Here is a 14,576-nt window from a genome sequence, read left to right as displayed (position 1 = left end):
CTTTACACTTTCATTTTTTCCTTCACTAATGTCGACGACACTCCTTTCGTATAGGGAAAATAGACAATTTCCACCCCTACTTGAGAAAGTTTCCTTTCGACTTCACTAAAAAGAGGGCTCCCCTTCCAGTCATCGCCAACAAACATGATATCAAATTGGATCTGTTCCCATGCTGAAAGCTTATTCCGATCCAATTGCGGAACAACTTTGTCAACATATTTAATACCTTCAATAATCTCCAACCTTTCATGATAGGGGATTACCGGTGATTTCTGTTTATATTCCTTAACAAGCTCATCTGTACTGACCCCAACAATTAGGTAGTCACACTGATCCTTTGCCTTTCTGAGAATATTTAAGTGTCCGACATGAAATAGATCAAATACCCCAGTCGTATAGCCAATTTTATACGGCTTCATTTCTCTTCCTCCCCCCTGCAAAACAAATTTCAGTGATTCGCGCTACTACTCTTTCACTTGCTTTTCCTTCCTCAAATGAGCCCACTTTCTTAAAAAAGGTATGAAGATCAACATGATAATTTTCTCCGTCAAATGAAGCGATTGCTTTCAGTAATTGTTCTTGGTTCTTGGCAATTCGGAATGGTAGTGCTTTTAGATTGAAATATAGTGAACGATCGTGTCGGATATACTCTTCCAAATCCGGAACATATAAAAAGCAAGGTTTCTGAGTTATTGCGTAATCAAACATTAAGGATGAATAGTCTGTAATTAAAACATCCACAATACTTAACAATTCCTGGGTGTCATCATATTGGGTTACATTCAGCACATTTTCATGAGACTCAAGTTTGGAGGATTCCAAAAGTAAATGAGGATGTAGTTTCACTAGAGCCATCCACTCGCCTCCAAATTTTCTACGAAGTGATTGTAATACACTAGCATAATTTAAATCATAAATTGGCAAATCCTGGTTTTTTCGAAAGGTTGGGGCATATAATACAATTTTATAATTTGTAGGGATTCCCAAAACAGATCGTACGTTCACTTGTTTGATAGGGTCCTCTTTAAACAGTACATCATTTCTTGGTGTTCCTTGTTCGAAGATTTCTCCCCTATACCAAAAAGATCTCTTTAAAATCGCGGTGCTGTACTGGCAACCCGATAATAAGAGATCACATTTTTGTGAATCCTTTTTTGCCATTTTCACATAATGGGCAGGTAAGCTTGCGATTGCATCCTTCTCAATTTGCTTTAAACGCAGGGAGCTATGCCATGTTTGGATGTAGTACTGACCTTTTCTCTTCCTAAATAAATCTGTTGTACGGAAATTCGTAATGATCACTTTGGATGTACATATTTCATAAAAGTAAGAAATGGACATCATCTTAACCTTTCTTATCCCCTTTGTATCCTTTATTTTCGTTGGTTCCGAAAAGGCCCAGACAATGTCAAACTTGTCTTTGGGAATATGTTCGATTATATATTCCGTAATATATTTAGGATTACACCCATATTGATTTCCATAATAACTAAAAAAGAAGAGTTTATTCTTTTTAATAGGAAGGAACTGGAAAAAATATTGAATCGCAAGAATGATGTGTTTTTTTACACTCTCAACCAATTGACTCATTGACTTCATCCCCTTCTTTAAAGTGAGAGCGTGTGTTCATTCGTTCCATCCTAGGTGGCTGCTGTAATATTCTTACTTTCCCTAAAATCTTCCTTATAACGAGAAAACAGATATTTAGATAAGGATGAATGGTGAATAAAGTTAATTGCCTTTTTAAGGCAACATCCAAATTTACCGCCTTTTTAAACTGAGGAATGTTTTCCTTAATATAAGCGTAAATTTCTTTCTTTCGTATATCTGCTTTGTCTTTTCTCCCCTTCATCACTAATAGATTATAGTGAATGAGAGCTGTTTGTAAGATCAGTTTATACGATTCTGCTTGTAGTTCCGGATAATATTGTTCAACAAATTGATGCCTTTCTTTCAAACCGTCCAAGATATCAAGATTTTTTGGCGTATAATTGGAAACAATGCTATTTTCTCTTTGGTAGTAATAACATAGAGGTTCGTGAACCATCACATAGGTCTCGACTTGTTGCATGACGTGATGGGCCCAGAATACATCTTCAAATAGTACGCCTTTTTTGAATGGGATATTCTGAATCAGTTGCCGCTTATAAAGCTTTCCCCAAGCGAAGTTTTTGACCTTGTCGTTTCTAACTAACTCCGCCATTAATTGTTTATTCGTTAGTATGGTTGGAGCGTCATCCTTTGAATAAAAGCGAGAGTCAGACAATAAATGGTCTTTATAGGCATAATAAAAAGCCGATTGAACAATATCAGCTTTATACAAGGAAGCAGTATTGACTAGTGTACGAATCATATGTCTTTGCAACCAATCATCACTATCGACAAAGAGGATAAATTCCCCGCTAACATATTCCATCCCAGCATTTCTTGCATCTGATAACCCGCCATTTTCTTTATGAATAGAGATAATGCGTGGGTCCTTCGCAGCATATTCATCAATAATTTTTCCGGATCGATCTGGGGAGCCATCATTGACTAAAATGATTTCTAAGTTTGGATAGGTTTGCTCGCAAATACTATCAATACAGCGATGAAGATATTCTTCTACCTTATAAATCGGGACAACCACACTTACTTTTGCTGACATATCGACTCCTCTATTTCATTTTTAATTTATTCATTGAATTTCCTGAAGCCTTCATTCCTCTGATTGTTCGTTCTTCCATTTTATAAATTCGATCAAGGTTTTATATTTTTTAATTTCTTCCTTTTCAATGCCGGTTTCTTGCAACTCGTAAATAAATTTGACCCATTCTTCATCCAATTCTTGTGATTTTACTCTTTTTGAAGATGATAATAACGTACGTACATCCACCCCCAATACTTCTGCAATTTTTTCCATCACTTGAATGGAGGGGTTCTGATTAACATTTCTTTCAATATTACTCAAATTTGATTTGGCTATTCCAGCGCGTTCTGCTAGCTCCGTTAGTGTGAGTCCCTTTTGTCTGCGAATCTGCTTGATCTTTTTCCCTATCATATTCGTACCCCATTTACCTGAATGATTCTAGGCATGTTTCAATGTATAATTAAGACAATTTACCACTCTTCGTATTTCTTCTTCAGATAAATTGGTCCCTGAAGGTAAGCAAATACCTGTCAAAAATAACTGTTCAGATACGCTCAGATTTTGATGTGGATAGTAAGGGACTCCTTCAAATAATGGTTGGAGGTGAAGGGGTTTCCATACTGGACGTGCCTCAATATTTTCTCTAGCAAGTGATAAAAGGAGAGCCTTTGAAGCAATACCTGTTTCTTTTTCGTTTACTGTAAAGGTTGTAAGCCAACGATTGGAACGAGAATAGGCCAATTCAGGCATCAATTGAATCCCTGGCATCTTCGATAATTCCTGTTCATATCGTGAGAAAACCCATCTTTTGGCTTGAATCCTTTCCTCTAAGACTTCCATTTGCGCTAGGCCGATTCCAGCTAAAATATTACTCATTCGATAATTATAACCAACCTTACTGTGTTGATAATGAAGAGCAGGGTCTCGTGCTTGTGCGGCTAAATAGCGAGCCTTTTTTAGAGCTGCCAAATCATTGGATACAAGCATCCCTCCACCCGATGTCGTAATAATCTTATTCCCATTAAACGAAAAAATCCCGAATTTCCCAAAGGTGCCACTAGGTTTCCCTCGATAACTTGAACCAAGTGATTCAGCTGCATCCTCAATCATCGGCACCTCATATTCCTGACAGATTGAGGTGATTTCATCCATTTTTGCGTTTTGCCCGTACAGATTGACGACAATCACAGCTTTTGGAAGCTTTCCAGTATGAGAAGCCTGTTCAAACGCGACTCGAAGGGCATGTGGTGACATATTCCAGGATTCCGGTTCAGAATCGATAAAGATTGGCTGTGCGCCTTGATATAGAATGGGATTCGCACTGGCAACAAAGGTGAGAGAAGAACAAAACACCGTATCTCCTCTTTCCACTTCTAACAAGGCTAGCGCTAGATGAATTGCCGCTGTTCCTGAACTGACGGCAACTGCCCCTTTTACATCTAGATATTGAGCCATTTCCTTTTCAAAAGCATCGACATTTGGTCCAAGCGGCGCTATCCAATTAGATGTAATCGCCTCCTGAATATACCCTAACTCCTTACCAGATAAATGGGGAGGAGAAAGGAAAATTCTTTCACTCACTTTCGATTGAATCATTTACGCACCTCCATTCACTATTAATATGTGTTAAAAAAGGGCCAAGTCGGTTAAAGACGCTGACGTCAATCGCAAACGTCCGACATTAGTACATCCTATACGTCGAAAGTTCGAGGCGGCGTAGCTTGAGTAGCGGACTTGTACAGGATGTACTGACTTCGACGTTCGACACAGAACATGTCGCTACTTAGTCGAAGCTCATCCATCTCGTAGTGTCATTTTTACCGGACTTTTTTAACATCCTTTTTAATCATTGCTGGTACTCCCACTGCTTTACTAAAGGAAGGAATAGCGTGGATGACAGTCGCTCCTGCACCAATCACAGACCATTCACCGATTTTAATCGCAGGAATAATCGTAGCGCCAGCCCCTACTTGTGCCCCTTCTCCTACTGTGACATTTCCTGTTAGGGTTGAAGATGGAGAAATATGAACATAGTCACCCACCTGACTATCATGCTCGATCACTGCATTTGTATTAATAATCGTATGATTGCCGATGCGTGCATCAGCTTGCACAACAGCATGTGCCATAATAACAGATCCATATCCTATTCTGGCTGTTGAACTCACCGTTGCTGTAGAGTGGATCAGTGTGACATATTTGTTTTGTGGTAATTGCAGTCTATTTGTGATTAATTGTCTAATCTTGTTATTGCCAATTGCAATAAGAAGTTGAGCTTCAGGGTACATCTCTAGCATTCTTTTAAAGGCAAAAATGGGGCCAATGTATTGACTATGTTTTCGCTCCAATACTTGATTTTTATCATCTAACGAAGCAATGATTTCATGATCTGGCTGAGAAGCTACGAGATCATAAATCACCTTACTATGACCACCTTGACCAATCATCACTATTTTCATCCATGTCCCTCTTTCAAAGTAGACTTTGAACCTTTAAATGTCTCCACTGTGACATTCCCCGGTTGTCTGACCCCCTCTGATTGGATCACCTTCTTTAAAGTCAACATAAGAATCTTGATATCTAGTAAGAAGGATTGATTCTGAACATACCAAACATCTAATTTAAATTTCTCTTCCCAGCTAATGGCATTTCTCCCATTGATTTGCGCCCACCCTGTCATTCCTGGCCGCACAAGATGCCGCTGGGCTTGCTCTTTTGTGTATAAAGGTAAATATTCCATTAATAACGGACGTGGGCCGACCAAACTTAATTCTCCTTTTAATACATTCCATAATTGTGGCAATTCATCTAAGCTAAATTGGCGCAAAAGTAAGCCGAAACGAGTAAGCCTATCTTCATCAGCTAATAAGCTTCCCTGCTCATCCCTTTTATCTGCCATAGTACGAAATTTGTATAGACAAAATGGTTCCCCATTTAATCCTGGTCTGATTTGAATGAAAAAAATAGAACCGCCTTCTGTTAGCTTAATGGCTAGACCAATCAGCAACATAAGGGGTAAAAAAAAGAGAAATAAGAGCAGAGCACAAATGAAATCAATCAGTCTTTTCATTTGGTTTTCACACCTAATTCTCCTTTTTCTTTAACCGTTATGAGTAGCCATTTTAATTGAATTAGCTTAATAATATCCTCTAATTTAATGGTTTCACACTCTTCTCCTGCTCGATAGATCTCCTTTAATAATTGTTTAAATTGCTGTGATGAAAGACTTTCCATTTCCTCCACTTCTCCTTCAAAAATTCACTTCATATCAATGGCTTTTTTCTCATAACCATTCGGATTTCGTATTTGCCAATGCCAAGCATCTCTACACATGTCTTGAATGTCTTTTTGAGCAATCCAGCCGAGTTCACGTTTCGCTTTTGAAACATCTGCAAAACAAACCGCAGCATCACCTGGTCTGCGCTCTACGATTTTATACGGTATTTTTACCCCTGAAGCTTTTTCAAATGCTGTAACTAATTCCAATACACTATACCCCTTGCCAGTTCCCAGATTATAAGCCTCCACTCCTGTTGTTAGCAGCATTTTTTCTAATGCTTTGACATGACCTTTAGCAAGATCGACAACATGGATATAATCGCGAATTCCTGTTCCATCATGAGTGGGATAGTCAGCACCAAAAATAGAGAGATCCTTTCGTTTTCCAATTGCCACTTGAGTGATATACGGCATAAGATTGTTCGGAACTCCTTTTGGGTTATCCCCAATCTCTCCACTTTCATGGGCGCCAATTGGGTTAAAATAGCGTAAAAGGGCGATGCTCCAGTTTGAATCTGATTGATAAACGTCCCTTAACATTCCTTCAATGAGCAATTTTGTCCGTCCATAGGGATTCATTGCCCACAAATTAGCACTCTCACAAACTGGGACTTGCTCAGGCATGCCATAGACCGTTGCCGAAGAGCTAAAAACTAGATTTTTTACATCATATGTCTTCATCATTTCACATAAATAGACTGTACTGATGATATTCGTTTGATAGTAGGATAAAGGAGATGAAACAGACTCTCCTACAGCTTTTAATCCAGCAAAATGAATCACAGCCTCAATGTCATTTTGCCGAAACACAGCTTCTAAGGCTTTTTCATCCAGCAAATCGACTGGATAGACCTTAAAGGTTTTCCCTGTAATGTCCATTACCCTTCTTAATGATTCAGGATGACTATTACTGAAGTTATCCAGCACCACCACTTCATAGCCTGCTTGTAATAATTCAATACATGTATGACATCCAATATAACCCGCACCACCTGTCACAAGTATGGCCACTTTATTTTCCTACCTCCTTTGAGAGGATGTGATGCCAGCATCTTTAGTCAACTGGCCCTTTTATCCTCCCATTTAAATACACTCTTAACCTACTCTTCGATCAATTGATAGAGCTTTTCAATTTCTGTTTCATTCCCATAATCTGTTTGGATGGTGTTATCGATCAATCGCTCTCTAAGATCCTGATCATCAATCAATCGCTTAATTCCATCAACAATGCCCTCAATTGAAAGTGGTGTCACCCATCCATCAATACCATGCTGAGCTTGACTTTTTGCTGTCGGGAAATCGGTTAGCACAACCGGTTTTTCTAATATTTGTGCCTCACGAATGGTGACCGCCTTTCCTTCATATCGCGAAGGCTGAACGTATAGATCGCATGCTCGTATATATGGATATGGATTGACCTTCTTCCCTAATAAGAAAAAGTGTTTTTCGAGTCCCAATGTATGAATCAGTTGTTGTAATTCTTCTGCAAGTGGTCCGTATCCGACTGCATACCATTCCAGCTTATATCCCTGATTTATTAATTTCCTGCAGGCATAGATTGCTTGATCGATCCCTTTCGCATGGGAAAGGCGCGCTACTGTTAGGAGTATCGTTTTCCCTGGAACTCCCTTAATCTCATCAGGGATCGCCGCCAGAGCTTTGGCCTTAATCATGACTGGTGATAGAATGTTTTCGATGACAGTTATGTTGGCTTTATAGTCAGGATATTGCTGTAAAAATGTATTCGCACATTCCTCCGAAACAGCCACAATATCGTCCAGTCGATTCCACATGCGTTTCTCTAATGTTTTATTTATATGAATATGAGAGTAGTCCGTATGAATCCAACCAATCTTTTTCTTCGCTTTCACCTTTTGCCCAATAAAATGATGGGGCCAAAGAAAACTGAGCGCCACATCATACGTGTGCTCAACCCAAGGTAAAAACGCATTCGTCCATTCCCAACCATACTGAATCGTTAAATAGCCTGGTTCATCCATTTTTTTCAATTTTCCATACAGGGTGCTAAAGGATTTGGCTAACAACCTAGCGATGGCAATCGGAATATAGCCTTCTTGGGCAATCTGCTTAATCGACTTCCGAAAAGTTGCATAGCTTGGAACCTCTTGCAAAAGCTGGGGCCCCTCTGGCAAAAAGGCGAGAAGCTCCCCTTCATGTCGAAATAGAAGCAGGTCCACATCATATTGTTCATAGTCAATTTGCTGCAGCAAACCAATTAAGCTTCGTTCCACTCCCCCAATTGCGAGGTCAAACGAAGTGATTAAGATTTTTTTCTTCATCTTGTTGGACCTCGATCCCATATAATGCTAACCAATCTTGAATATTGTCTTGAATATGAAACCCTAATTTCTTTATATTTTCTATAATCTCAAGGTTACTCAATCTAGGCATAAGCAGGGATGACTGAATCTCTTTCGTCCAGATTTCGATGGATTCGTCGAGCTGAATATACTTCACTAAGCCAAGCCCCATATCGGTTTCTTCGGGAACAGAAGCTGAGGCAACACAAGGCGTTCCTGCACTCTGGGCCTCGATCATCACAATTCCAAACCCTTCAAAGATGGAGGGAAAGAAAAAGACATCAAAAGCATCCATAAGTCGAGGAATATCAGCTCTTACACCTAAAAAGCGAATATGTTCGACCAATCCTTGCCTTTGTGCCTCATGTTCAACGCTAGCCTTCAAAGGACCATCCCCTACCAAAATAGCAACAAAACGATCATCCTCTTCTACTAACGTTTTCAATACTTTCAACAGGAAAAGATGATTCTTTGATTCTGAAAAACGACCAACATGGCCTAGCAGAATGGCATCGTTGGCCAAATTAAGTTCCTTCAATACACTCTTCTTATTCCATCCATCTTTATTTATATATTCCCACAGGTTAATTCCATTCTTTAATATTTTCACTTTGTTATGATTCCTTGGACCAAATAAAAATGCGGCTGCCTCTTCACTACAACTACATAAATTTGTAGCAAAAAACTTAATGAGTAGTTGGAGAACTTTTAACATCAGTTTCTCCTTTAATCCACCTTGTTTAGGCCAATTATTACTATGTGAGTGACATATCCTTTCTTTGATTCCACAAATTTTTGCTGCAAGTGCTGGGATCCCACTTTGGTAATCTGTATGTGCATGAATCGCAATATATGGATTGCAGGACATGACCTCTTTCAACTTTTGGATATATTTAACTGGACCAATTTCTCCTAGGCTTGGAATATAAAATAATTCACCTCCCAAGGAACGAATCTCTTCATCATAGTCAGCCTGACGATGAGTAATAAAATCAAATTGAATGTTTGCATGATCGATGTTTCTATAAATATTCATAACCAACGATTCAGTCCCTCCGCGCCCCATGGCACTGACAACGTGCAGGATTCTTTTTGGCTCTTTCTTTTCCATTCTCCTACTCCCTTCCAATTTAGGGGATACTCAAAAACTTTGAATTCCTTAAAAAAAGTTTAAAAAATTACTTTTATATAGGGTTTGTAAATTAATGACATTTTCATAGAAATAATATAAAAAGTAGCAAACAATAAGGGAAAAGTAGATAACTCTTTGGTCTTCTTTTCTAAATAGCTTTACAATCCAGGAAATTAAGATTAGTTGATACAATGAAAAGTAAATTGAAAACCTTGCGAAAATCCAATTTTGTGTTGAAATAATCATAAAAACAAAGCCAATTAAGGCCATATTGACTATATAATCACTGCTTGGAAAGATTTCCCGAAGCTTATCTCTACCAAGAAAAGCAATCAATAATGGTACTGCATCAACCACAACACGAACAGTATTCGCTCCACCTTCATGAAACTCCGAATAATGTCCATATTGACTATCTTCAATGGCTGTAAATAATAGAGCTGAAAATTGTTCATAGCCTACGACAATAATGATAGAGAAAACTAATAAAATATAGGTCGCTTTTGACCATGCCTTATATCTGACAATAAAGTAAATGGGAATTAGTATGAGTGCACTCTGATGGAATGTGGAAGCAATCAGGACAATAAGAAAATACCTTAACCACTTTCCTTTCATTAAATATTTTGTTCCTGTAAAAATGATCGCCGCAGCTAAAAGTTGTCTGATGCCATTCATGGACACAAGAAATAATCCACCAGTAATATAAACATACGTACTAATCTCAAACAATCTCGAATATTTAGCTAAGACACCTACAATTAAAACATTCGTCAACAGGGCTGTTGTAAAAATCATCATTTGCGGATCATCTGAAATCTTCTTTAAAACCATTTGTAGAATGCCAAATCCGATATCCTTTTGAGATAAAATATACTCCCATGTAAATTCATTCGTTTCATAGATCGATTTATATACGTACGTATCGCCAATATTGCTTCTTAAGCCTGAAACAATGACTAATAAAAATAAGCTACCAAGCATTAATGATTTATTTAATTGAATTGGAACGGATGATAATGTTCCGAGCACTGGTTTTGCAAAATATCTGGAAAAAAGCGAAAAAAAATATACTAAGGCAAAGTTAATCCAAAGTACCGTCATAATTGCTCCTTTATATTCCTGCTTCGTATATACTTCTCATCTCGATGCTGATAATACCTCTTCACTATAAACCTTGGGGCAGCCCCTACAATAATCGGCTTAAAGATATATACATAATATTTCAGCGGGAGCTTCAATTGATAACACCCTCTCAATATGAGAAAAGCGTGATCCAAAGAATAGTTGAATTTCCTTCTTTTTAATGCGTTTCGATCTTCCTTCACTTTATATAAAGCTTCCTGTAAATTGTACCCTCTATAACCAGCAGCAAAAAATCGGATCCACAACTCATAATCCTCTGCTCTTCTCGTTCGTTTTGTTACGCTATATCCATTTAATTGTTCATAGCCCTCTTTCCGCATCATGATCGTCGCATGCATAAAGCTCTGATTCATCGGGAGATCTTCCTTCTTAGGTTCTAATTTTCCAATTCGAACCACTCTTTCTCCATGTTCATCAAAAGGAATCATTCCCGTACCAACGAGCATATAGTCAGGATGCTGATCCAGAAAAGCAACCTGCTTCTCTAATCTTTCAGGCACTGATAGATCATCACCATCTTGTCTCGCGATATATTCCCCCTGCACAACCTTAAGACAATGGTTTAAAGTAGCAGCAAGTTTTAAATTCTTTTCATTTTTTAGTAATTTAATCCTGTTCGGATATAATGTTGCATACCGCTCTGCGATTTCATAAGATTGGTCTGTTGAGCCATCATCGCAAATAATAAATTCCCAATCTGTATAGGTTTGATGAAGAATGGATTCAATACTTTGTGGTAAGGTTTCCGCACAATTGTATATCCCCATGATGACAGAAACCTTTGGATGATCATTGGGCATTACGAATGTTCCTCCTCCTGTTCGTTAACTTATCCCGATCTAATAATATATAGTGCCATAAGCTCGTTTGATTAAAATGATTGCGAGAGAATAGGTGGGCATTCCTTCCCATTTCATCGCATAATTTTTGATCAAAAAATAACTTTTCCATTGCTTCCTGAAGTGGTTTAATTTTTCCCTTTGTCACCACCAACCCTGTCACATCCTGTTTCATGGCATTCGTGGGACCAGGTATATTAGTCACGATCACAGGCACTCCCATGATTTCAGCTTCAATGACAACACTGCCAAAACCTTCCCGATAACTTGGTAAAATAAAAACATCCATTGCCGCATAATATTTTTCAATTTCATGGATATATCCACAGTAAATCACATTTTTACATTGCTTTGACCATTCATAAATATCTGCTTCTATCGAGTTTATTTGATCATCCGGTCCGGCAATAAGTAATTTTACATTGTTAGCTTTTTCATCCATCTTCTTAAAGGCATGAAGAAGCTCATTTATCCCCTTATCTTTATTTATTCTGCCAATAAATCCATAAACGAAATCATTCTCAAGGATTCCATAGCGCTCTCTAATCTCAGCTTTCCAAACTTCCTTTTGATGGATATCAAATCTCCTTGTATCAACACCGTTTGCACTTCCGTTCCAAATGACTCTACTTTTTGTTGATGAATATAACCCCTCTTTCCTTCCAAACAGTAAGTTCCCATGACTATCTGGTTCAATCTCTGTTGAAAACTGACAGATTACTTTTTCTATCCTCTTTAACAATTGCCTCATCCATCCTTGGTACCCGACATACCGAATTCCCCATTGACAATAAAGGCGAACAGGTATATTAGCCATTCTGGCGGCAATGGATGAATAAAATGCGGCGTTCGGTGTTGAATATTGGACAATATCATATTTCTCCACTTTGAAAATTTTATACAAATGCCAAATACTTTTGATCATCCCAATTCCCTCAAATCCACGATTCATCGCTACTGGTCGATATTGAATACATTTTGGTAATTCCTTCGCCAAATTTGAATCAGGATCGCAAATAACCGTGATATGATAACCATTTCGGCTTAGGAACATTAGTTGGCTGATCAAAAAACTTCTTACAGTAATCGAGGTCGTTGTGACAACACAAAGTTTTTTATTCACATTTCTCACCCAATAGTTTTTATTTTATAAAGTGAAACTTCATTCAGTGCGGGTATTACTGCCAGTTAATTCGGGATAAATCAATGCCAACCATTTTTTAACCTGAATAGGACATCAATGGCAGAGCTTCTGGAATTAAATTATTATTAGCCAAGTCAATTAAACGTTCTTTTAATACCACTCGATCCATCCCAGAATACGTTGCAATTAGTTCCTCAATTTCTGCACTATAAAGTTTCGCCGTCTTCCCAACATAAATATTCGGGTATACCTGTTGCTCGTGGATTTCATCTGCTTTTAATAATTCTTCAAATAACTTTTCCCCGGGTCTAATACCGGTAAATGCAATCTCTATTTCCTCCGAAGAATAACCTGAGAGTTGAATTAAGTTTGTTGCTAAATCTACAATCTTTACGGGTTCTCCCATATCTAAAACAAAAATTTCTCCCCCATTTGCCAATGCGCTTGCTTGAATGACAAGTCGAGAAGCTTCCGGGATGGTCATGAAATACCGAATCATATCTGGGTGGGTAATGGTAATCGGCCCCCCTTTTCGGATTTGCTGTTTAAATAATGGAATCACACTGCCACGACTTCCGAGAACATTTCCGAAACGAACGGTTACAAACTTGGTTTTGCTTTTTTGATTCAGATCTTGAATCACCATTTCAGCTAGCCTTTTGCTTGCTCCCATCACACTTGTGGGATTCACCGCCTTATCCGTTGAAATCATCACGAATGTTTCGACACCATGCCAGCTTGCTGCTTCTGCCACATTTCCTGTACCAATTATGTTGTTTTTCACAGCTTCCTCCGGATTTCTTTCCATCAAGGGCACATGCTTGTGGGCGGCAGCATGGTACACAACATTAGGTTGGTATGTACTCATGACCAACATCATCTTTTTTTCATCTTGTAAATCAGCAATTTCCGTTAGAAATTCAATCGGTTCATGCCTGAATCTTTCTTTTAATTCCAATTCAATCGAATAAATACTGTTTTCCCCATGCCCTAATAACACAAGCTGTTTAGGATTAAATTGGGAAATTTGCCGACAAATCTCAGAACCAATCGAGCCGCCAGCACCAGTAACTAGGACAACTTTATTCGTTATATCCTTTGAAATACTCTTGAGATCTAAGTCAACGGGTTCCCTTCCCAATAAATCCTCCACTTGTACATCACGAAATTGATTTACCGATATTTTTCCGCTCACAATATCCTCCAATTTAGGCAAAATTTGTGTTTTGACATTCGTTTTGGCACATTCTTGGAAGATCGTATTTAATCTCCGTTTATTTAGTGAGGGAATCGCAATAATGACATGTTCAATGTTTAAATCTTCGATCACCTTCAAGAATTGATAGATCCCACCGAATACCGGAACACCTAATATATCAAGCTGTTGCTTTTTTACATCATCATCAATAAAAGCAACGGGAAGCAGCTCAGCATCCTTGCTTTTCAATAATTGCCTCGCCACCATCGCTCCCGCTGAACCAGCACCAATAATAAGCGTTCTTTTTTGCTTATCCACCCTGTTCAAATAACGATCCCGATAGATTCGCCAACAAAATCTAGATCCACCTATCAACAATAGATGAAGTAAGCAAGTGACAGCGAGAAAGCGGAAGTGTATTTGCTGAAAGAAGATTTGTTGGACTCCCCCCGCCGTTAATAAGGTAAATAGCGCTACTTTAAAAATAATGATTAATTCACCAATACTCGCATATTCCCACGATTTTCTATAAAACTTAAAGATATACGAATATAGATAATGGCTTAATAATATAGAAAGGGAGCTGATCATAATGGGAAATGCAAACACAGAAAACGTAGGACTTACTAAGAAACCACCTAATAAAATAGCTGTCAAAATAATGACAGTATCTATAACCATAAACATCGATAAACGTTGAACATAACTCATCCAATCCCTCCTCGTCTGCTGTATACTTTTGGGTATTTTTAAAAATCTTAATGACATGGTTTTCTTAAAAGTACGTGTTCAAAAAGGAGGATAAAAAGGACCAAGTCGGTTAAAGACACTGATGTCCTGTCAGCAACACCGACACTAGTACATCCTGTACGTCGAAAGTTCGAGGCG

General features: G+C 38.3%; 15 protein-coding genes. All 15 read right to left on the bottom strand.

Annotation, left to right across the window (positions count from 1 at the left end; genetic code table 11):
* Positions 1–2 precede the first annotated feature (2 nt).
* The 15 genes from IPU53_RS05845 to IPU53_RS05775 all read right to left on the bottom strand — a co-directional run bounded on the left by IPU53_RS05845 (position 3) and on the right by IPU53_RS05775 (position 14,399).
* Complete coding sequence (locus IPU53_RS05845; RefSeq protein ID WP_207448824.1) at positions 3–419, bottom strand: adenylyltransferase/cytidyltransferase family protein; 417 nt, start codon at positions 417–419, stop codon at positions 3–5.
* Entirely contained in the window at positions 406–1,590 is a 1,185-nt protein-coding gene (locus IPU53_RS05840; protein ID WP_207448822.1) for a CDP-glycerol glycerophosphotransferase family protein, read from the bottom strand. Before IPU53_RS05840 ends, IPU53_RS05845 begins: the two co-directional genes overlap by 14 nt.
* Positions 1,574–2,647, bottom strand: a complete 1,074-nt coding sequence (locus IPU53_RS05835; RefSeq protein WP_207448819.1) for a glycosyltransferase family 2 protein — start codon at positions 2,645–2,647, stop codon at positions 1,574–1,576. The genes IPU53_RS05840 and IPU53_RS05835 overlap by 17 nt, the downstream gene beginning before the upstream one ends.
* A 51-nt stretch (positions 2,648–2,698) precedes the next feature.
* Positions 2,699–3,040, bottom strand: coding sequence for a helix-turn-helix domain-containing protein (locus IPU53_RS05830; protein WP_207448817.1), 342 nt, complete (start codon positions 3,038–3,040; stop codon positions 2,699–2,701).
* Between the two features lie 27 nt (positions 3,041–3,067).
* On the bottom strand, positions 3,068–4,225 hold the full coding sequence (locus IPU53_RS05825) for an aminotransferase class I/II-fold pyridoxal phosphate-dependent enzyme (protein ID WP_242698096.1): 1,158 nt from the start codon (positions 4,223–4,225) through the stop codon (positions 3,068–3,070).
* A 221-nt stretch (positions 4,226–4,446) separates the two neighbouring features.
* Complete coding sequence (locus IPU53_RS05820; protein ID WP_207448815.1) at positions 4,447–5,088, bottom strand: acetyltransferase; 642 nt, start codon at positions 5,086–5,088, stop codon at positions 4,447–4,449.
* On the bottom strand, positions 5,085–5,699 hold the full coding sequence (locus IPU53_RS05815) for a sugar transferase (protein WP_207448813.1): 615 nt from the start codon (positions 5,697–5,699) through the stop codon (positions 5,085–5,087). Before IPU53_RS05815 ends, IPU53_RS05820 begins: the two co-directional genes overlap by 4 nt.
* A complete protein-coding gene (locus IPU53_RS05810) occupies positions 5,696–5,863 on the bottom strand; it encodes a hypothetical protein (protein ID WP_207448811.1) in 168 nt (55 codons plus the stop codon). Before IPU53_RS05810 ends, IPU53_RS05815 begins: the two co-directional genes overlap by 4 nt.
* A gap of 24 nt (positions 5,864–5,887) precedes the next feature.
* Positions 5,888–6,919: a UDP-glucose 4-epimerase GalE gene (gene galE / locus IPU53_RS05805; RefSeq protein ID WP_207448809.1), complete on the bottom strand. Its 1,032-nt coding sequence runs from the start codon at positions 6,917–6,919 to the stop codon at positions 5,888–5,890.
* Positions 6,920–7,008: 89 nt separating this feature from the next.
* Positions 7,009–8,208: a glycosyltransferase gene (locus tag IPU53_RS05800; RefSeq protein ID WP_207448807.1), complete on the bottom strand. Its 1,200-nt coding sequence runs from the start codon at positions 8,206–8,208 to the stop codon at positions 7,009–7,011.
* Positions 8,177–9,340: a glycosyltransferase family 1 protein gene (locus IPU53_RS05795; RefSeq protein ID WP_207448805.1), complete on the bottom strand. Its 1,164-nt coding sequence runs from the start codon at positions 9,338–9,340 to the stop codon at positions 8,177–8,179. The genes IPU53_RS05800 and IPU53_RS05795 overlap by 32 nt, the downstream gene beginning before the upstream one ends.
* A 48-nt stretch (positions 9,341–9,388) precedes the next feature.
* Positions 9,389–10,465: an EpsG family protein gene (locus IPU53_RS05790; RefSeq protein WP_207448803.1), complete on the bottom strand. Its 1,077-nt coding sequence runs from the start codon at positions 10,463–10,465 to the stop codon at positions 9,389–9,391.
* Positions 10,462–11,307 carry a glycosyltransferase gene (locus tag IPU53_RS05785; RefSeq protein ID WP_207448801.1) on the bottom strand — a complete coding sequence of 282 codons (846 nt, stop codon included), beginning with the start codon at positions 11,305–11,307 and terminating at the stop codon, positions 10,462–10,464. The genes IPU53_RS05790 and IPU53_RS05785 overlap by 4 nt, the downstream gene beginning before the upstream one ends.
* Positions 11,297–12,469 (bottom strand): glycosyltransferase, encoded by a 1,173-nt coding sequence (locus IPU53_RS05780; protein ID WP_207448799.1) that lies wholly within the window; start codon positions 12,467–12,469, stop codon positions 11,297–11,299. The genes IPU53_RS05785 and IPU53_RS05780 overlap by 11 nt, the downstream gene beginning before the upstream one ends.
* Before the next feature lie 97 nt (positions 12,470–12,566).
* Entirely contained in the window at positions 12,567–14,399 is a 1,833-nt protein-coding gene (locus IPU53_RS05775) for a polysaccharide biosynthesis protein (protein WP_207448797.1), read from the bottom strand.
* Positions 14,400–14,576: the final 177 nt, after the last annotated feature.

This window comes from Bacillus sp. SD088 (genome assembly GCF_017355205.1).
GTDB lineage: Bacteria > Bacillota > Bacilli > Bacillales > Bacillaceae_C > Lederbergia.
This window is presented reverse-complemented; position numbering and strand designations above follow the sequence as displayed.